The 18977-nt window shown below is 66.7% G+C and carries 20 protein-coding genes; 4 read left to right on the top strand and 16 right to left on the bottom strand.

Annotated elements, in window-relative coordinates; genetic code table 11:
* Window positions 1-5: 5 nt before the first annotated feature.
* From NFL01S_RS22915 to NFL01S_RS22870, 10 genes are all read right to left on the bottom strand, one after another.
* Window positions 6-1079 carry an NAD(P)-dependent alcohol dehydrogenase gene (locus tag NFL01S_RS22915; RefSeq protein ID WP_062978354.1) on the bottom strand — a complete coding sequence of 358 codons (1074 nt, stop codon included), beginning with the start codon at window positions 1077-1079 and terminating at the stop codon, window positions 6-8.
* Window positions 1079-1849, bottom strand: coding sequence for an SDR family NAD(P)-dependent oxidoreductase (locus NFL01S_RS22910; RefSeq protein ID WP_062978353.1), 771 nt, complete (start codon window positions 1847-1849; stop codon window positions 1079-1081). The genes NFL01S_RS22915 and NFL01S_RS22910 overlap by 1 nt, the downstream gene beginning before the upstream one ends.
* A 12-nt stretch (window positions 1850-1861) precedes the next feature.
* Window positions 1862-2617 carry an SDR family NAD(P)-dependent oxidoreductase gene (locus tag NFL01S_RS22905; RefSeq protein WP_062978352.1) on the bottom strand — a complete coding sequence of 252 codons (756 nt, stop codon included), beginning with the start codon at window positions 2615-2617 and terminating at the stop codon, window positions 1862-1864.
* A complete protein-coding gene (locus tag NFL01S_RS22900) occupies window positions 2614-3816 on the bottom strand; it encodes an acyl-CoA dehydrogenase family protein (protein WP_062978351.1) in 1203 nt (400 codons plus the stop codon). The genes NFL01S_RS22905 and NFL01S_RS22900 overlap by 4 nt, the downstream gene beginning before the upstream one ends.
* 28 nt (window positions 3817-3844) lie before the next feature.
* Window positions 3845-4795: a phosphotransferase family protein gene (locus tag NFL01S_RS22895; protein ID WP_062978350.1), complete on the bottom strand. Its 951-nt coding sequence runs from the start codon at window positions 4793-4795 to the stop codon at window positions 3845-3847.
* A complete protein-coding gene (locus NFL01S_RS22890) occupies window positions 4792-5985 on the bottom strand; it encodes an acyl-CoA dehydrogenase family protein (protein ID WP_062978519.1) in 1194 nt (397 codons plus the stop codon). Before NFL01S_RS22890 ends, NFL01S_RS22895 begins: the two co-directional genes overlap by 4 nt.
* Window positions 5986-6010: 25 nt before the next feature.
* Window positions 6011-7162, bottom strand: a complete 1152-nt coding sequence (locus tag NFL01S_RS22885) for a thiolase family protein (protein WP_062978349.1) — start codon at window positions 7160-7162, stop codon at window positions 6011-6013.
* Window positions 7159-7533: a Zn-ribbon domain-containing OB-fold protein gene (locus NFL01S_RS22880; RefSeq protein ID WP_062978348.1), complete on the bottom strand. Its 375-nt coding sequence runs from the start codon at window positions 7531-7533 to the stop codon at window positions 7159-7161. The genes NFL01S_RS22885 and NFL01S_RS22880 overlap by 4 nt, the downstream gene beginning before the upstream one ends.
* A gap of 35 nt (window positions 7534-7568) precedes the next feature.
* A complete protein-coding gene (locus NFL01S_RS22875) occupies window positions 7569-8357 on the bottom strand; it encodes an enoyl-CoA hydratase/isomerase family protein (RefSeq protein WP_062978518.1) in 789 nt (262 codons plus the stop codon).
* A 101-nt stretch (window positions 8358-8458) separates the two neighbouring features.
* Window positions 8459-9601, bottom strand: a complete 1143-nt coding sequence (locus NFL01S_RS22870) for an acyl-CoA dehydrogenase family protein (protein WP_062978347.1) — start codon at window positions 9599-9601, stop codon at window positions 8459-8461.
* A gap of 92 nt (window positions 9602-9693) precedes the next feature.
* On the opposite strand from NFL01S_RS22870, the gene NFL01S_RS22865 reads away from it, so the two are divergent.
* The 4 genes from NFL01S_RS22865 to NFL01S_RS22850 all read left to right on the top strand — a co-directional run bounded on the left by NFL01S_RS22865 (window position 9694) and on the right by NFL01S_RS22850 (window position 13369).
* Window positions 9694-10077: a nuclear transport factor 2 family protein gene (locus NFL01S_RS22865; protein WP_062978346.1), complete on the top strand. Its 384-nt coding sequence runs from the start codon at window positions 9694-9696 to the stop codon at window positions 10075-10077.
* On the top strand, window positions 10074-10445 hold the full coding sequence (locus tag NFL01S_RS22860) for a hypothetical protein (RefSeq protein WP_062978345.1): 372 nt from the start codon (window positions 10074-10076) through the stop codon (window positions 10443-10445). The genes NFL01S_RS22865 and NFL01S_RS22860 overlap by 4 nt, the downstream gene beginning before the upstream one ends.
* 3 nt (window positions 10446-10448) lie before the next feature.
* Window positions 10449-11501, top strand: a complete 1053-nt coding sequence (locus NFL01S_RS22855; RefSeq protein ID WP_062978344.1) for an NADP-dependent oxidoreductase — start codon at window positions 10449-10451, stop codon at window positions 11499-11501.
* Between the two features lie 68 nt (window positions 11502-11569).
* Window positions 11570-13369, top strand: coding sequence for a multicopper oxidase family protein (locus NFL01S_RS22850; RefSeq protein WP_062978343.1), 1800 nt, complete (start codon window positions 11570-11572; stop codon window positions 13367-13369).
* Window positions 13370-13453: 84 nt separating this feature from the next.
* Here the strand turns inward: NFL01S_RS22850 and NFL01S_RS22845 are convergent, their stop codons facing one another.
* The 6 genes from NFL01S_RS22845 to NFL01S_RS22820 form a co-directional block, all read right to left on the bottom strand.
* Window positions 13454-14227 carry a MerR family transcriptional regulator gene (locus NFL01S_RS22845; RefSeq protein WP_062978342.1) on the bottom strand — a complete coding sequence of 258 codons (774 nt, stop codon included), beginning with the start codon at window positions 14225-14227 and terminating at the stop codon, window positions 13454-13456.
* A gap of 59 nt (window positions 14228-14286) precedes the next feature.
* A complete protein-coding gene (locus NFL01S_RS22840; RefSeq protein WP_062978517.1) occupies window positions 14287-15807 on the bottom strand; it encodes a flavin-containing monooxygenase in 1521 nt (506 codons plus the stop codon).
* Window positions 15808-15818: 11 nt separating this feature from the next.
* Window positions 15819-16742, bottom strand: coding sequence for a ferritin family protein (locus NFL01S_RS22835; RefSeq protein ID WP_062978341.1), 924 nt, complete (start codon window positions 16740-16742; stop codon window positions 15819-15821).
* Between the two features lies 1 nt (window position 16743).
* Window positions 16744-17637, bottom strand: coding sequence for an SDR family NAD(P)-dependent oxidoreductase (locus tag NFL01S_RS22830; protein ID WP_062978340.1), 894 nt, complete (start codon window positions 17635-17637; stop codon window positions 16744-16746).
* A gap of 286 nt (window positions 17638-17923) precedes the next feature.
* Complete coding sequence (locus tag NFL01S_RS22825; RefSeq protein ID WP_062978339.1) at window positions 17924-18232, bottom strand: antibiotic biosynthesis monooxygenase family protein; 309 nt, start codon at window positions 18230-18232, stop codon at window positions 17924-17926.
* A gap of 66 nt (window positions 18233-18298) precedes the next feature.
* Window positions 18299-18943 (bottom strand): HD domain-containing protein, encoded by a 645-nt coding sequence (locus NFL01S_RS22820; protein WP_062978338.1) that lies wholly within the window; start codon window positions 18941-18943, stop codon window positions 18299-18301.
* Between the last annotated feature and the right edge of the window lie 34 nt (window positions 18944-18977).

Here is an 18977-nt window from a genome sequence, read left to right as displayed (position 1 = left end):
ACTCGCTATCCATCCGCCGCGGGGCGGTTTGTGCCGTTCACCGCCGGCGGGACCAGAACTGCGCGGCCGGTGATACCACCCGACCGCAACTGCCGGTAGATCTCGACCGCCGCGGTGAGGGGGTAGGTCTGCGCGGTGACGTGCAGCGCGCCCCGGCGTGCCATATCGACTACTGCCGCCAAATCTGCGCGCGGTCCCCAGAACGGGGCAGTGATCCCCCAACCGGCCGCCAGTCCCACATCCTTACCGGCCTCGAGGCGTCCGCCCGCACTGCCGACCACCGATAACCGTCCGCCGGGAGCGAGTGCGGCGGCGGCCGGGGCGACCGTATCCGGAGCACCGGCGAAATCCAGGATCAGGTCCGCGCCCTCGCCCAGCGCTGAAGCGGCGGAGTCGATATCGCCGAATACGGCGCCGGCTCCCAGCTCTGCGGCCATATCCCGGGCGTCGGAGCGAGTGTCGACCGCGACGATACGTCCGGCGCCGAGATCACGCAGTACCTGGAGCGCGAGATGTCCCAGGCCGCCGACCCCGATCACCACGCAGACGCTCTGGGCGTCGAGAAGATCGCGATGTTCGCGGACCGCGTGGTAGGCGGTCAGCCCGGCATCGGCGAGTGGTGCGCAGACCACCGGATCGACACCGGCCGAACGCACCAGGAACCGGGCCGCGGGAACGATCACCGCTTCGGCCAGACCGCCCGGATAACCGAGTCCGTTCCCGATCGGTGCGCCGCGACCGTCGCGCGGTCGCAGGCGCAGGCAATAGTTCTCCCGGCCACGCAGGCAGTTACGGCAGCCGCCGCAGCCCCAGATGCCGTGCACCACCACGTGTTCTCCGAGCCAGCCCCGGTCGGCGGCCGGTCCCGCGTCTACGACGGTCCCGGCCACTTCGTGGCCGAGGGTCAGCGGTAGCGAGTAGTCGAAACTGCCGGCCGGGGCGTCCATGACGTGGAGGTCGGAACGGCACAGACCGGCCGCCGTCACGCGGACGAGCAGTTCTTCGCCTCGCGGCCGCGGGGTGGGGATCTCGCGGAGTTCGGGTTCTGCGCCCCATGCGGTGAGCTGAACGGCCAGCATCAGCGTGCCGTCCAGCCGCCGTCGACGACGAGCGCCTGTCCGGTCATATACGAGGACGCGTCCGAGGCGAGGAAAACCACGGCCCCGTCCACCTCACCCGCCCGGCCGCCCCGGCCGAGCATGGTGTTGCGCCGCACCCAGCCCGCGGATTTCTCGTCGGTGAACAGGCCGTCGGTCATATCGGTATCGAACCATCCCGGGACCACGGCGTTGACCCGGATACCGCGCCTGCCCCATTGCCCCGCCAGTTCACGGGTCAATCCGAGCGTCCCCGCTTTCGACGCGGCGTAGCTCGCGCCCCCGATCGGCGCGGTCGATACGAGGCCGATCACCGAGGAGATATTGATATACGACGCGCGTTCCCCCTCGGGGAGCCTGGACGCCGCACACGTCGCCAGGTGGAATCCTGCCAGCAGGTTCAGATCCAGGATGGCGCGGAATTCGGCATCGGTCTCCTGTTCCGCATTCGGCGGCCCGGCCCGGCCCGCGTTGTTGACCAGGATGTCGAGGCGACCGGACTGTTCGTAGCAGCGGTCGACGAGTCCGGCGCGGTCCCCGGGGGCGGTGACATCGCAGCGTACCGGGATGATCCGCGGTTCGTCCGCGGCGAGTGCCTGTACCCGGTCCACCCGGCGGGCGGCCGCGTATACGGTGGCTCCCGCGCCGGCGAGCGCCCGTGCGAAACCGGCGCCGAGGCCGGAGGATGCTCCGGTGACGACGGCGACCCGGCCGGTCAATCCGAATAGATCCTGCACTACCGGTGTATTCATCTGTGCCGCCTCTCAGTACACCGCGGTACGGCCGCCGTCGACCGGGATCAGCGCACCCGTCGTATACCCGGCGGCATCGCTCGCGAGATGGGTTACCAGCCCGGCGATCTCGGCCGGATCGCCGAGCCGCCCGGCGGGCAGCCGGTCGACGATCTTGCCCACGAATTCGTCGTCCCAGTGCTCCGACATATCGGTCGCGAACCCGCCCGGCATCACACAGTTCACCCGCACCGACGGTGCATATTCCTGGGCGAAGGCCATGGTGAGCGCATTGAGCCCGTTCTTGGCCGCGGCGTACATCGCCTCCGGCGGGCTCGGCCGCACCGCACCGATACTCGAGATATTGATGATCGAGCCCCCGCCGGCGGCGGCCATCCGGGCCCCGGCGACCGCCATGAGACGGAACGGGCCCTTCAGATTCACCTCGATGGTCTTGTCCCACAGTCCTTCGCTGACCGACGCCAGATTCTCGGCCGACGGGGCGATTCCGGCGTTGTTGACCAGAATGTCGAGTCTGCCGAAACGCTCGATGATCCCGTCGACCGCCGGTTCGAGGGTGTCCCACCGGCCTACATGTAATTCCAGTGGATACGCGTTGCCCGGTCCGTCGCCGAGCGCGGCGACGGCTGTTTCGCAGGCCGTGAGTTTGCGGCTGGAGACGATCACGGTGGCACCCGCGTCGCGTAGTCCGCGGGCGATGGCCAGCCCCAGTCCACGGCTCGCACCGGTGACCAGCGCGACCTTCCCGCTCAGATCCGTTGTGCTCATCGGTATTTCTTCACCTCGAGACGTGCGATGGTGCGCAGATGTACTTCGTTGGGGCCGTCCGCGATCTGCAGGGCCCGGGTGATGGCGTGCATCCGGGCCAGAACGGTATCGTTGCTGACCCCCGCCGCGCCGAATGTCTGCACTGCGCGGTCGACCACCTTGTGCGCGACCTCCATCGCCGAAACCTTGATGGCCGCGACTTCCGAGCGCGCCGCCGCGTTACCCTTCGTATCCATCAGCCAGGACGCTTGCAGGGTCAGCAGCCGGATCTGATCGATCTCGATCCGGCTGCGCGCGATCCATTCCCGCACCACCCCACGGTCGGCCAGCGGCCCACCGAACGCGGTCCGGTCCAGCGACCTCCGGCACATGAGCTCCAAGGCGCGTTCGGCCATCCCGATGGCGCGCATGGCGTAATGCATCCGGCCCGGTCCGAGCCGGCCCTGGGCGATCGCGAAACCGTCGCCCTCGGTGCCGAGCATATTCTCCGCCGGGATCCGCACATCGGTGAACTGCACTTCGCCGTGGCCCAGCCGGTCGTGGAAGCCGAACATCGGCAGATCGCGCAGTACCTCGATACCCGGTGTGTCGGCGGGTACCAGGATCATGCTCTGCCGGCGATAGGCCGGGGCGTCCGGATCGGATTTGCCCATGAAGATGATCAGTTTGCAGTCCGGATCGAGGATTCCGGAGATGTACCATTTGCGGCCGTTGAGGACATAGTGGCCCCCGTCGCGCCGGATGGTGGAGGTGATGTTGGTGGCGTCCGAGCTGGCGACGGCCGGCTCGGTCATCGCGAAGGCCGAACGGATCTTGCAGTCCAGCAGTGGTTTCAGCCACTTGTCCTTCTGCTGCTCGCTACCGAACATGGCGAGGATTTCCATATTGCCGGTATCGGGGGCCGAACAGTTGATCGTCTCGTTGCCGATGATCGATCGGCCCACCATTTCGGCCAGCGGGGCGTATTCGAGATTGGTGAGCCCGGCACCGAGGCCGTCGTGGGTCATGAAGAGGTTCCACAGCCCCTGCCGCCGGGCCTCGGCTTGCAGTTCGCGCATGATCGGCGGTTGTTCGTGCGGATCGTCCGCGGCGGCGATCTGTTCGTCGTACACCCGCTCGGCGGGATACACGTACTCGTCCATGAATTGTCCGAGCCGGCCGAGCAGTTCTCGGGTGCGGGGGGAGTAGGAGAAATCCACGATAGGGCTCCTGAATCGGGTGAGGACCTCAACCGGCGAGGAGCGCGGTTCCGGTCTCGATGAGGCGATTGATGGTGGCGGGCAGCTTTTCCTGGTCCGGGTCGTGGTGCCGGCCTTCCCGGTGCCGCCGCAGGTTGTGACCCATGATCGCGGCCATCTTCAGCCGCCCGAGCGCGTCGAACCAAGGCAGGTCGGACAGTTCTGGACCACCAGCGCGGTAGCGGTCGACGAGTTCGGCCGGATCGGGCAGGCCCGGCACGGTGCGGCCCACCTCCGGAAAATTCGTGCCGTCGGCGAATACCAGGAACCAGCCGAGTTCCACGCGTGGATCTCCGGCGCTCCAGATCTCCCAGTCGATCAGCGCGACCGGTTCGGTACCGTCGGCGATGATATTGCCGAGCCGGTAGTCACCGTGCACGAGCGTGGGGGGCACGGGTTCGGGGATCCGCCGGCCCAGCAGGCCGAGCAGCCGGTCGCCGCCCGCGACCAGCTCGGGCGGCACCGCGCCCAGGGTGCGCGCCCAGCGGGCGAGTTCATCGGCCGGTGTCAGTGCCGCTTCCGCGCCCGGCACCGAGCCCGGATCGATCGCGTGCAGCCGCGGCAGCACCTCGGCGGCTCGTCGCATTCGTGCCGCCGCCAGGGTGGGCTCGACGGCCGGGTCGTCCAGGACCGGCTCGAGCGAATCCCCTGACACGAATTCCATGGCGAACCACGCGGGTTCGGCCTCGTCGACGGCCACGATACGCGGCACCGGCACATCGGTATCGGCCAGCGCCCGCATCACCCGCGCCTGCCGCAGCATATCGTGGCGGCCGACCGGTTTGCGGCCCTCGGGCACCGCCTTCACCACGAACTCAGGACCGGTGGTGGCGACCCGGTAGGTGAGGCCCGAATGACCGCCGGGCAGTGATTCGAATCCGGTGACCTCGATATTCAGTTCTGCGCGCAACCGGTCACGCACTCGCTGTTCCAGCGTCATGGCCGCGGCTCCTTGGGTAGGCCGAGCGCCCGCTCGGCGATGATGTTGTGCTGGATCTCGTCGGTCCCGCCCGCGATCCGGTACCCGGGCGCGCCCAGGACGTGTTCGGTCCAGGCGTAGGTGCCCCAGCGTCCGGAATCGGCGGTGAGTTCCCGGCCGAGCAGTAGCCGCACAACCTCGGAGGTCCGGGCCATGGTGTCGGTGGCGAGCAATTTGCCGACCGACGCCTCCGGTCCGGGATCGCGGCCCGCGACCACCGCCGCGGCCACCCGCATTCCGGCGATCCGCTGCACATAACTGCGGGTCACCAGGTCCGCCACTCGGTCGCGTTCGAGTTCGGTCAGTTGACGGCCGAGGTTGCGGGCCAGCTCCACGGCCTGGTCCGCATTCGCCAGACCCAGCCCGGCGCCGTCGAGCCGCTCCGCGGCGAGCACGGTGAGGGCCACCGGCCAGCCCTTACCGACCGGTCCGAGCCGCAATCCGTCGTCGAGTACGACGCCGTCGAGATAGACCTCGTTGAACGAACTCCCGCCGGTCATCTGCCGGATCGGCCGGACGGAGACGCCCGGTGCGTCCATCGGCACCAGGAAGACGGTGAGTCCCGCGTGCTTCGGCGCCGCGGGATCGGTCCGGCATACCGCGACCCCGAGGTCGGCGACGCGGGCCCCGGACGTCCACACCTTGTGCCCGTCGAGTGTCCAGGCGCCGTCGGCGTTGCGGGTGGCCTTGGTGCGCACCGCGGCCAGATCCGATCCGGCCTCGGTTTCGGAGAAGAGCTGGCATGCGATGAGATCGGTACGCAGCATCGCCCGCACATATCTTTCCCGCTGCTCATCGGTGCCCCACTGCTCGATCGTCGGCGCCACCAATTGCTGAGTGACCGAGAACATCTCGGTCCGCCGCGGTACCTCGAATTCTTCCTCGGCGCGGCGGAAGGCCAGCGCGTAGGACATCGGCAGTCCCTGGCCGCCGTATTCGGCGGGCCAGGTGAGTGCACCCCAGCCCGCATCGAATTTGGCCTGTTCGTAGGCGCGGATGCGGTCGGTGTGCCGGCGTTCTTCCGTGGCGGTCCAGTTCTCGAAAACCGCCACCGAATCGTCACCGGCGCCCCAGGTGGATGCCGTTCGCGGTGCCGCCGTACCGGCAAGCCAGGCGCGGGCCTGCTCGGTGAATTCGGTGAGGTCGGGCAACTGCTGTGTGTTCACTGTGTCCACCTCAGACCGACAGAACCGTACAGGCGCTGATTCCGGGGGCACCGTACACATGGGTGAAACCGGTTTTCGGCGCGCCCGGTACCTGCCGATCGCCGGCTTCACCACGCAGCTGGGTCACGATCTCGTGCACCTGCCGCAGCCCCGAGGCACCGATGGGTTCGCCATTGGCAATACATCCGCCGTCGGTATTGATCGGCAGCCGGCCGTCGATCTCGGTGGCGCCCGCCGCGATCACCTCCTCTTGTTCCCCGGGAACACAGAACCCGCATTCGGCCATATGCATGATCTCCGCACCGCTCTCGGTGTCCTGGAGTTGCGCGACACCGATCTCCGCCGGTCCGATACCGGCCTGTTCGAACACCGCCGAGGCGGCATCCGCGCTGACACTGGTCGGTTCACCGGTGCCCTGGACAGCCGGACTGAACACCTCGAAGGAGCCGAACCGCCGGGTGCGATGGCTGATGGCCCGCAGCCGGACCGGCCGGCCGCCGAGGCGGCGGACCGCCGCCGAACTTGCGACCACCACAGCCGCGCCGCCCTCACCAGGAGAGCAGAACATCAACTTGGTGAGCGGATCGTTGACCATCTCGGCCGAGAGGATCTGCTCCGCCGAGATCGGATCGCGGCGCCAGGCATTCGGATTGCGACTGCCGTTGCGGTAGGCCTTCTCGGCGACCATGGCCAGCGTCGCCTCGGAGATACCGTGCTCGCGCATATAGCGGCCGATCTTGGCGCCGAAAAATTGTGTCGTCACCATGAGCCCGGCCGACCCGTAGCCCTCGGGCAGACCCCAATCGGCGGGGACGGGGTCGAACGCGCCCCGCGGGTGCTTGTCGAAACCGACGGCGAGAGCGATCTCCGCGGCGCCGGAGCGGATCGCGTTGACCGCGGAGAACAATGCGCTGCCACCCGTGGCGCAGCCGTTCTTGACATTGGTGAACGGGATTCCGGTGAAACCGAGTTCGGCCACCAGGGTGTCCGCCAATCCGGACCCGTCGCTGCCGCCGTAGGCAACCTGGATATCGGGCCAGGTCAGCCCGGCGTCCGCTAGCGCATTGCCGATCGCCTGGACGGCGAGTTGCCGCCCGGTGACCCCGGGCTGCCGGCCGAAGCGGGACAACCCGCTGCCGATGATCGAAACCTGCTGGGTCACCGGACCTCGCTCTGCTGACGGTGTGTGGTGGCGAACCGCGGCACCGGCGCTACCGCGACGAGGCGTACCGGTGCCCGGTCCAGATCGGCGAAATCGTCGCAGTCGAGGATCGCCTCGACCCGGATTCCCTCGGGCAGTTCGACATAGCCGACCGCGTAGGGCGTGAAGCCTTCGGCGGGAACGACATACGGCGGCGCTTTCGGTGCGAACCGTTGCACGGTATGCGCCCACACCACGCCTTCGGTGCTCAGCGTCAGCGGTTCGGCGGTCGGCGCGGCGCAGCGCGCGCAATGCGCGCTCGCCGGATAACCCACCGTGCCGCATACCGCGCACCTACTGCCTTCCAGTACCGGTTTCACCTGCTCGCCCATGTCGTCCCTTCCGATTTGTGACTGCTATCCGGAATTCAGCGCCCGACCCACTTCGGTTCCCGCTTTTCCAGGAAGGCGTTCACGCCTTCGCGCGCGTCCTCGGACTGCAGGGCATTGCCGACGGCGAGGTGTTCCATCACCATCAGCGATTGGATATCGGCATCCAGACCCCGATCGATGGTCATCTTGGTGAGCTTCATGGCGAACGGGCTCTTGTCCACGATCGGAGCGATGAAATCGGCGACGAGCTGATCCAGTTCCGCGGCGGGGGCGCAGGCATTGATCAGGTCGAAGTCGGCGGCCTCGCGGCCGTTCAGCAGCTTGCCGGTGAGCATCAGCTCCTTGGTCTTGCGGATACCGATCATCCGGGGGAGCCGGTAGATCGGGCCGGCCCCGCCGAACAGGGCCCGCCGGATGTGGAAGTCGCCGATCTTGGCGTCCTCGGCGGCGACCGCGAAATCGCAGGAGATCATGAGCTCGAACCCGCCCGCGGTGACGTGGCCTTCGAGTACCGCGACCGACGGAGTGTTCATCGAGTACAGCCGGTCGCAGACCTTCGCGGAGAGCACCGCGACGTCCATGGCATTGGTTTTGCCGACGTAGTTCTCGCGCAGTTCGTCGAGGTCGAAGCCGGAGCAGAAGGTGTTGTTGCGCCCCCGCAGTACCAGCACCTTCAGCTCGGGATCGTTGTCCACCTCGACGATGATCTCGTCGAGCCGGTGCAGCAGTTCCACCGTCACTGCGTTCTTCTTGTGCGGGCGGTTGAGCCAGACGCGCGCGATATCGCCGTCTTTTTCCAGGACGATGTGGTCGGTGTCGATCATCGGAGCCTCTTTCGGGATCATTTCCTGAACTGGATTCACTTCAGTTGTACTCGACGGCGCGAAGCGCGTCAATACGGATTTCCGGCGAACGTCGCGGCTGGTCACACGCCGATCAGTGCGGCGACACGGGTGCGGTGTGTGCGCGCATCGCCCTGTGCCGCTTCGTTTCCCAATACCCGGCGAAGATAGGAGTGCGCGGGATGTTCCCAGGTGAACCCCACTCCGCCGTGTAGCTGCACAGCCTCGGCCGCCGCGTGAACAGCAGCGTCGGTGCATACCGCACCGGCCACCGCGACGGCCAAGCGGGCCGAATGAGGGTCCTCGGCATAGAGTGCTGCCGCATACCGCGATGCCGACCGCGCGCGTTCCAGTGAGACCAGCAGATCGGCCAGCCGGTGTTTGATCGCCTGGAACGAGCCGATGGCCCGGCCGAACTGGTGCCGGGTAGCGGCGTACTCCACGGTCATTTCCAGCAGGCGTTCGATGATTCCGGTGTTCTCGCAGGCGAGGGCGAGCGTCGCCAGATCGCGCAACCGGGAGCGCGCCGCCGGGGTGGCGTCGGGTGCGGTGAGTGCCACGGCCGGGCAGTCGCGCACGGTCAGATCGGCTTGTCGCCTGGTGGGGTCGAGTACACGTAGGTCCGTGCGCACTGCATCATTCGATGGTTGCAGCGCGAACAGTCTCGGGCCGCCGGCCGTTTCTGCCGAGGCGATGACGATATCGGCGCTGCGCCCGCCGGTGAGGTGGGTGACCGTGCCGTCGATCCGCCATCCGTGCGGACTCGGCGTCGCCCGCAGATCGTCGGTGGCCGGATCGAGCGAACTCATCGTGGCGACGAGGTTCCCGGCGAGAACCTCCGGAAGTGGATTGCCTTCGGCTTCCGGTGCCGTCAGCAGTGCGTGTGTGCCGAGGACTGCCGAGCTGTAGACGGGTTCGCAGACCAGCGCCCGGCCGCATTCTTCGAGGACGACCGCCAGCTCGGCCGTTCCGTAGCCGAGGCCGCCGTGCTGTTCCGGTACGGCCAGGCCGGTCACCGACATCTCGTCGACGAGCATCCGCCACAGTTGCGGTGAGTAGCCGAGGCCGGTGTCCGCGATTGCCCGGACGTGGTCGATATTGCTGTACTTTCCGAGCAGTCCCCGCAGCGATTCGCGCAGTTGAACCTGTTCGGGATCGGGGGACAATCCCGGCGGTTCCGAGCCCGGCCAGGGGTGTTCGGCGGGTGCTGCCGAGGTCGGAGGCATAATCTCCCCTTGAGTTGAGTTCAATTCGATAATGCTGACCCTAGCGGCTGAACCTCTCGACAAGAAGAGGTTGGCTGAACTAAGTTCATTTCATGACCCACGTGATCGAGGACTACTACGCGACGGTCGACAGCGGCAGACTGCGGGAGGCGACGGCCATGCTGGCCGAGGATGTCGAGTTCGCGATGATACTGCCGACAGGAGCCAACCAGGGCCGCGGTCGTGCGGCCATGTTCGACTACCTGAGCGGCAGGCCGAAGGTGAACCGCAAACACCGGATGCTCCGGGTGGCCGTCGACGGCGATATGCAGTTCGCCCACGGTGCGGTCACCGAGAACGATTCCGTGACCACCGGCTGGTTCGTCGCCGCCATGCATATCGGCGCCGACGGCCTCATCGACCGGTATCAAGTCTCGTTCAGCGCGGATTTCGCGCTCATACCGGCACAGTCCTCGACCGAAGGGGCGCGGGCATGACGACGGCGGTACCCGTACTCACCCGGTGGTTCGGCTATATGGACTCCGACGACCCGGACCGGGTGCTCGGCATGATCGCCGCCGATTTCACCATGTCCGTGCAGTTCTCCAAAGGTGGCGGCCAAAGTGCCGAATTCGTCGGCGACCGAGCGGGATTGGTTGCCTATCTGGCGCAACGTGAAAAGAGCACGCTGATCCACCACATCGATATCGGCACCGTGGCCGGCGAATACGAGATGGTCGTCGGTCGCACCACCCGCGACGGCGTGTTCGAGGCGTCCTTCAATGCAACCGCGCAACTCGACGCAACCGGCGCGGTGCGCCGCCTGCTCATCGCCCGGACCCCCGAGATCGCGTTCGTGCGCTGAAGCATGCCGAGGATCGTAGTGAAGGACACGCCGTTGAATCGTCACGTGCGGATGGCCCGCCGGCCGTCCGGGAAGCTACTGGCCGCCGACCTCGAGCTGGCCGAGGCGCCGATTCCGGAACCGGGCCCGGGCGAGGCGCTGGTGCGCAACACCTGGTTGTCGATCGACCCGTCGATTCGGATCCGGCTGGCCGAAACAACTCCGAACGGGTATCTCCCACCTCTACGCCCCGGCGACGAGCTGTCCGGGCTCGCCCTCGGCACCGTGATCGAATCCCGGTGCCCGGATTTCGCGGTCGGTGACTTGGTGTCGCATACCCTCGGTTACCGGGAGTATGCGCTGGTCGGCGCTCGAACGCAGACCATCGGAGGCTACGGTGCAGCGTCCCGGATCGATGCCGGAGACCTACCGCCCCAGTGGTTTCTCGGTCCCCTCGGCAGTGCCGGGCTCACCGCCTACGTCGGATTGTTCGAAATCCTGGATCTCGATGCGGACGACACTCTGTGGGTGTCGTCCGCCGCGGGGGCTGTCGGCGTGCTGGCCGCGCAACTCGCGAAGATCCGCGGCGCCACCGTGATCGGGTCTGCCGGAAGCCCCGCAAAGGTTGCGTTCCTGTGCGACGAACTCGGCATCCCCGCGTTCGATTACCACGACGGCCCGCTACCGGAATCGCTGGCAGCGCTGGCGCCCGGCGGTATCGACGCCTATTTCGACAATGTCGGCGGTGACCACCTGACCGCCGCCTTGGACATCCTCCGTCCGTCCGGCCGGATCGCGCTGTGCGGTGCTGTCTCCGGTTACGACGGCGCCGTGCCGCAGGGGCCGCCGAACCTGTTCACGATGGTGTCGAAGGGGCTGCGAATGCGTGGTTTCCGCGCGGGGTCGTTCCTGCACCTCGAGAAATCGATGCGCCGGGAAGTGGGCCGCTACCTCGCGGACGGCCGGTTGGTCTACCGGGAGACCGTGTTCGACGGGATCGAGTCGGCGAGCACAGCTCTGCCGGCGATGCTGTCCGGACTCACCACAGGGAAAACGCTCTGCCGGCTCGCCTTCTGACGATTCCGCGAGCACCGCACCATACTCGATGGTATGGTCAGCGCCCGGTGCGAGCAGGAGGCACGACCATGAACAGGCCGATCGGGCGGCGCGCAGTACTGCGCGGGGCGGCGGGTGCGCTGAGCGGACTCGCCGCGGGCAGGGCGGCGGCGCAACCGTCCGGCAGTCCGCTGCTTTTCCATTCACCGGAGCTGGCGAAGTTCGTGGACGAGATGCCGCGGATTCCGGTGGTGCGCGGGCAGCGGCTGGACTTGGCCGCGGCGACGACGAGGCATCGGTTCCATCGGGACCTGCCGGATGCGCCGGCATTCGGATATCACGGGCAGAGTTATCTCGGACCGACCATCGATCACCACCGCGATGAGCAACTGCACATACGGTTCGCCAACACTCTGGGTGCGCATCCGTTCGCAGCGGATCTGGACACCAGCCTGCACGGCGTACAGGAAAGCTACCGGAGTGTGCCTCCGGCCTCCCTGCACCTGCACGGCGGAGTGACACCCCCGGACAGTCACGGGCATCCGGAACAACTGGTCATGCCGGGGCAGAGCGTGGATCACCACTATCCGCTGCGGCAGGACGCCGGGACGCTCTGGTACCACGACCATCCGATGGCTGTCACCCGCGCCAACGTCTACGCAGGCCTGGCCGGGATGCTCCTGTTGCGTGACGAGTTCGATACGGGGGAGCAAGGGAATCCGCCGGGCCTGCCGTACGGCGAGTTCGAGATGCCACTGGTGCTGCAGGAGAAGATCTTCCGGCCCGATGGGCAGCAGAGTCTGCGGTCCACGATAGTGGTACCCGAAGGGAGCTGGGAGGGCGGTGGCGCGGGCGACACCGGACTGGTGAACGGGAAGGTCTGGCCGGAACTGCCGGTCGCGCGTGGGCTCTACCGTTTCCGGACGATCAACGCCTCCTCGTTCAGCACCTGGAACCTGTTCTTCGGCAACCGGATGCGGTTCTGGGTGATCGGCAACGAACACGGCCTGCTCGATGCGCCGGTGCCGGTGCAGAACTTCCGCTTGGCGGCGGGGGAGCGGATCGATCTGCTGGTCGATTTCTCCGGGCTGGCGCCGGGGGAGACGGTAGAGCTCTGCAACGACGAGCAGCCGGTATTCCAGGCGCGCCTGATCGGACAGGTGGCGATGCCGGTGTTCTGCCGTTTCCGCGCCGAACCGCGGCGTGGGTTCACCGGCCCGGTGCCGGAGCGGTTGCGCGGCGGGTATCGGCAGCCCGCGGTGATACCCGCGCCACTGACACCGACGGTTGTCCGCAACATCACCCTCAGTCAACCCTACGATGTCACGCGGCTACCCCCGGCGATCATGACGCTGAACAATCTCCGCTATTCCGATCCCGATATCGAGATGCCGCGCCAGGGCACGGTCGAGCAATGGAACATCGTGAATATCACCCCCGACCCACATCCCATTCACATCCACCTCGTCACCTTCCGAGTGCTGGACCGGACCCCCCTCCGCACGCTGGAATATCAGGCCGCCCACCCACAGCCGCCGGTCGGTACCCGGTGGACGCCACCGGCCGGCGGGTTTCTCGCCGGCCCTCCGGTTCCGGTGCCCCCGTGGGAGCAGGGGTGGAAGGATATCGTGCGGGCCGACGGGGGAACGGTTACCCGGATCATCGTGCGCATCCCGACGGCGGAGGAACTGGGATTCGATCCCGACGCCGCATTCCCGCGGCTCGACCTCTCATCGGGGAACAGCCACGGACCCGGGCGTCACCCAGGCCGCCGTCCGGTGCACAACAGCCACGACAACCCCACCGACCTACGCGGGTACGTCTGGCACTGCCACATCCTCGACCACGAGGACCACGACATGATGCTGCGCTTGCGTTTTCCGGCCTGAACGCTCGCCGCCGGAAACCACAGATCGACCGGAAGTGGGCGCTCGATCCCCGGCAGTCCGATGGGCAGCTGATGTCCGCCGGGATCAGCGTCCGCGATGGGCGGGATCTGCCTTGCGTTCGCGTTCGCGTTCGGCGGCGGTGGCGAGATAGTCACCGAGTTCGCGGGCCAGCGTCGCGTCCAGTGAACGAGCCAGGCTGCTGTGCACGGCGGCGACACCCAGTTCGCGCATGGTGTTGAGCATGCGGGTGGTGGCGGCGATTTCCTCGTTGGTGTCGGGGAGCCAACCCGGCCCGTGTTCGTCGACGATATGCTTCTTCGCAGCGCGGATAAGGATTCCGCTGATATCGTCGATCCGGGTCGCGACCTCGGCGTATACGGAGATCAGCGTGCCCAGATCGATCCCGTACTCATGGAGTTCGGTGAACGACGTGAGCAGCTGGGTATCGGTGATCGTCACGGTATCGCCGTCGGTGCGGACCAGATCCATCCGGTGCAATTTCTCCACCAGTTCCTCGGATTGTGCGCCGAGAATGGTGGTGAGCAGTTCCCGGGAGACCTCGAACGGTTCCTCCTGGGACCAGTTGGCCGTGACCGCGTGCTGCAGGCCGAGCACCTCGGTGAGGTCCTTACCCGTTTCCCAGCTGGTGATGAAATCGGAGATATGCGCGGTGGTGAACCCGCGTTGCAGCAGCGCGTCGATGAGGCGCAGCCGTTCGAGGTGGGAATCGTCGTAGATACTGGCGCGGCCGTCCTTGGCCGCCGGCGGTGGGAGCAGACCGCGTTCCTGGTAGGCGCGGACATTGCGGGAGGTGGTGCCCGCGGCACGGGCCAGATCGTCGATCCGATACCTCGGCATCTCCGCCGCACCTCCTCGCCCGCCTACCGCCCGGTTGCCCCCGGCTCGAGTGATCGAGTCTAGCCGCCGCTCAGAACGCCGGGACCGACGTCGGCGGAATGATCGCTCCGGGCGGTCGTCACCGTGTAGTCGTCGAGGTCGACGTCGCGCAGCTCGTGGCGGTACTGGGTGGCGAAACCCGGGTACATGGTCGGGTTGAAACCGTCCTCGGTGAGATACCAGCTCCGGCAGCCCGAATTCCAGGTGGTCGCGCCCAGCCGGCGCTGGATCGTCGCGTTGTAACGTTCCTGGCGGTCCGGGCGGACGTCGAGCATTGTCAGGTCGCGGTCCAGGATTATCCGGATGGCGCGAACCAGATAGTCGATCTGCGATTCCATATACACCAGCGCCGAATTGTGTCCGGGGCCGGAATTGGGACCGAAGGTGAGGAACAGGTTCGGATAGCCCGATACGGTGACACTGCGGTACGCAAATGCGCCGCGTCGCCATTCGTCGGCGAGCACCCGGCCGTCACGGCCCGTGATCGGGATCGGAGTGCCTTTCTTGGAGACATCGAAGCCGGTCGCGAACACGATGCAGTCGGCCCGGTGTTCGATTCCCTCGGCCGTGCGGATACCGTCCGGGGCTATTCGCGCGATCGGCCAGGTGATCAGTTTGCAGTTGTCGCGCTGCAGCGCCGGATAGTAGTCGTCGGACATGAGCAGGCGTTTGCAACCGGCCCGGAATTCCGGGGTGAGCTGGCGGCGCAGCCACGGATCGCGTACCTGGCGCCGCAACTGCGCGCGCCCGACCAATTCGACCACCCGGGTGAGCGGGGTATTCCAGACGACGCCCAGCGCCACCGATTCGTGACCGTAGAACCAGGCCTGCCGGGCCAGCGTTTCCGCCCCTGGAACCTGCCGGTAGATCTCCTTGGCCAGTGTGCCGGTGCGGCGGTTGACCCGGGGCAGCACCCAGCCGGGCGTGCGCTGGAAAACCTTGACCGAGCCGGCCTTCCGGACCAATTCGGGAATGATCTGGACCGCGCTTGCGCCGGTGCCGATCACCGCGACCCGTTTACCGGTGAAGTCGTAATCGTGATCCCATCGGGCGCTGTGGATTTTGTGCCCGGTGAATGTGTCGATCCCCGGAATATCGGGGAAGCCGGGTTCGGTGAGCGGCCCGGACGCCAGCACGACCGCCCGCGCCCGGACAGGTTCGCGGCCCTCGAACGCGATATTCCACAGCCCGGCTTCTTCGTCGAACCACATCCCGGAGACGTTGTGCTGCAGTCGAATATGCGGTGTGACCTCGTACTTCGCCGTGATCGACTCGATATAGCCGAGGATTTCGGTACTACCCGAGTAGGTGTGCGACCACTCCGGATTGGGTGCGAAACTGTAGGAATACAGCCGCGACGGTATATCGCAGGCGGCGCCCGGATAGGTGTTGTCACGCCAGGTGCCGCCGATCGCGGAACCCCGTTCGAATACGGCGAAATTCCCGATACCGCTCTGACGTAGACGAATTGCGGTGCCGATTCCGGCGAAGCCGGCACCGATCACGGCGACATCCAGCACCGCCGCATGGTTGGTGGTCATGATGTCCTCGTTCACGCAGCGGGGGTGTAGGTCAGCTCTTTCGACCAGGTCGGATCCTTGCGCAGCAGCTGCCGCGGGATGGCCCCGGTGATCTTCACCAGCGCGTCGGCGAGGAGGTGATAGGGGTGGCCGCGGTCGACGACCCAGTTCGCCTGCAGTTTCACGATCTGATACATCGGGAGCCGGCGTACGAATTCGCTACGCTCGCCTACTTTCCGGTAGCGCTCCATGGCCGTATAGAGCTTCTGCTCGTCCACGCCCATCGCGACGATATTGTCGCGCATCTTGTTCAGCAGCGGCACATAGCTGAGCACGCCGATGAGGAACGTCGGTTTCACCCAGCCGCCGACCAGGTCGATGAGCAGTTTGCGCAGCTCCGCGTGCCCGAGTACATCCATCACCGCGAAATCGACAGCGAGGTGACGGGATTCGTCGGCATTGATCCGGCGGAACGTTTCCTGGCAGACCGGATCGTCGATCTCGTCCATGATGAACTTCACCAGGGCACCGTCGAGCGCGACCTCCAGCATCGGGATCACGGTACCCAGGAACGACAGCGACATATCGTCGGAGTATTTGTCCAGGAAATCGATCACGAGTTTGACATTGACATTCGGCTGCGGGATCTCGTCGCCGTCCAGCATCCCCCAGCGCCGCATCAGGGCGAGTTCGGCATTGGCGTGCCGCTGTTCTTCGGCGTGGAACCAGCGGTAGATCTCCCGCAGGGTCTCGGTGGGCGCTTTCCTCGCCATCGCCGCGAAACCCCGCGCGCCCACGTTCTCGATCCACATCAGATCCGCCATGAACGGCTTCAGCCGGGCGTGCTGTTCGGGAGTGAGCGTTTCCGCGCCCGGTGCGTCCCAATCGATATCGGCCAGCGCCCACTGCCGGTCCTTGATCTTGCCGAGCATATCGTCGAAGTCCATGGTCGCCATATCAGACTCCAGTTCTTTCCGGGGTGATGGACACTGCCGCTTCCTCGTCGGGCAGCAGTCGCGCGAGCAGCCCGGCCACAGCCGTGCACTGGCCGGGGAACAGCCGCTTCAGTAGCCAGAGGAGTTGCGCGTCCGGCTGCGGGACGACGTGCAACCGGCCGCGGTCGTGTGCGTCGAGCGTGGTGCGGGCGATGCTCTCCGGAGAGAACCCGGTCCAGCGCATCAGGGTGCCGGCGAGTTCGCGGGGCCCCGCGGGGACCGGTGCGTCGCGCGCGATATTGGTGCGGACGAAGGTCGGGCACAGTACGGTCACCGCGATATCGGTCCCGCCGAATTCCGCGGCCATCGTTTCCGACAGCGCGAGCACCCCGGCCTTGCCGGTGTTGTAGGCGGCCATCCGCGGTGCGGTGCCGAACGACGCGGCCGAGGCGACATTGATGAACCCGCCGTGGCCGGCCTCGCGCAGCCGTGGAGCGAATATCTCGCACCCGTGGATGACGCCCCACAGATTGATGCCCAGGGTGCGCTCCCATTCGGCGAAACCGATCTCGCCGATGGGCAGCCCGCCCGATCCGACCCCGGCATTGTTGATCACCAGCGTGGCGGGGCCGTCGAAAACGGATTCCGCGTAGCGCGCCAGCACCTCGACATCGTCGCGTTTCGCCACATCGCAGCGGAACGGGTAGGCAACGCCCGGATGCTCGCGCCCGATCAATGCCACCGTTTCCGCCGCACGATCCTCGTCGATATCGGCGCAGACGATCCGGCCCCCGCGAGCGGCCAGCTCGTGGGCGAAGGCCCGGCCGATACCGCTGCCCGCGCCGGTGACGACCGCCCGGGCGCCACGGCTGCGCGGCGGCGGGCCGAAGGGCCGGAAGATATCGAGTCCGAGCATGTCAGCCCACCTTCCGTGCCGTGGACACCGGCAGTGAGGTCTTCGTCGACCTGTTCATATCTGTAAGAATCAGTTATGAATGTGCCATTTGTCAATGGCGGATAATGTCGACGGTGGTCGCGCCGGTTGCCGGGCTGGTCAGGTGCCCGGTCTGCGCACGGTACGCACACTCACGGGACCGGTTCGGTCCCGCGGAGTCAGCGCCCGGATTCCGCCGAGGCATGGACCTGGGCCCCGGCGCTGACGCCGGGGCTTCTCTCATTTCGTCGGTCGATGATTTCGCGGTTCAGTTGAATTCGGCGACAACTCGATAGAGGCTCGGGTACGCAACGGCAGACTTCTCCGCTTCCGCTACCGAGGCCGTTACCATCGGATCGGCACCGGCGGCACGGCAATCTTCGGCGCTGTCCCAATGAGCGATATTGACCAGCTGGAACCGGGAATCCGGAAGCAATGCGCGGTGTAGACGGACATCCCGGAAGCCGGGGGCGGCCCGCATACGGGCTGCCCGTTCGCGCCAGTGGACGATGAACTCGTCGACCGCCTCGGCGGGGAGTTCGATGACGTTGATGAAGGTGACACCGGGATCGGTCACGGCAGGCTCCTGACTGTTCTGACCGGTGGAAAATGGGAGACGAAGGATTCGTGCTGGGGCGCGTCGCTAGTCGCCCCACCCGCCGGCGGCGATGACGTCCTGCCAACTGGGGGCGAGTTCCGGGTGGGTGAGGCGGACGATTTCGCCGGGCAGCGAACCCGGTTGTGCCTTGGCGGGATTCGCTACGGCCTGTTCTTCGACGAGGTGGGTCAGTGCGCGGATTCCGCCGAGTCGCGGATAGTCCATGTGTACGCGGTCTGCGTATCCCCGGGGAAGCATGTCTGCGTTGCCGCCGATATCGATGGCGATACCGTCGACAGCGACCCAGATGGCGGCGGGGCGGCGGCGACGGTAGACGGGGGAGTTGCTGAGGCCGGTGGTGTGGGCAGCGATGGCATCCCAGACGATATCGACGCGCTCGTCGGTCACGCCCTGGGACTCCAGGAATTCGGCGGCGTAGTCGGCGCCGTCGACCTCGAAACGCTGATCGCCGTTGGCGATTTCGGCCAGGCCGATATCGTGCAGGGTGCAGATGAGGTACATGGTTTCTTCGTTGTAGTCCACGCCGGGCCGCAGTCCGCGGTCGGCGGCCGCGGCCCGGGCGAACAGGAACGAGCGGACGCTGTGATTGCGTAGGGCCGGGGTCAGTTCGGTATCGATCACGGTCTGCGCCGCGCGCGCCAGGGGCGTGGCCGGTAGGTCCAGGGACATGGGAACTCCTCGGGGTGAAAGGACATGCGGCAGA

This window comes from Nocardia flavorosea NBRC 108225 (assembly GCF_001613385.1).
Classification (GTDB): domain Bacteria; phylum Actinomycetota; class Actinomycetes; order Mycobacteriales; family Mycobacteriaceae; genus Nocardia; species Nocardia flavorosea.
The sequence above is the reverse complement of the archived record's forward strand: the minus strand, read 5'-3'. Positions and strand labels throughout refer to the sequence as shown.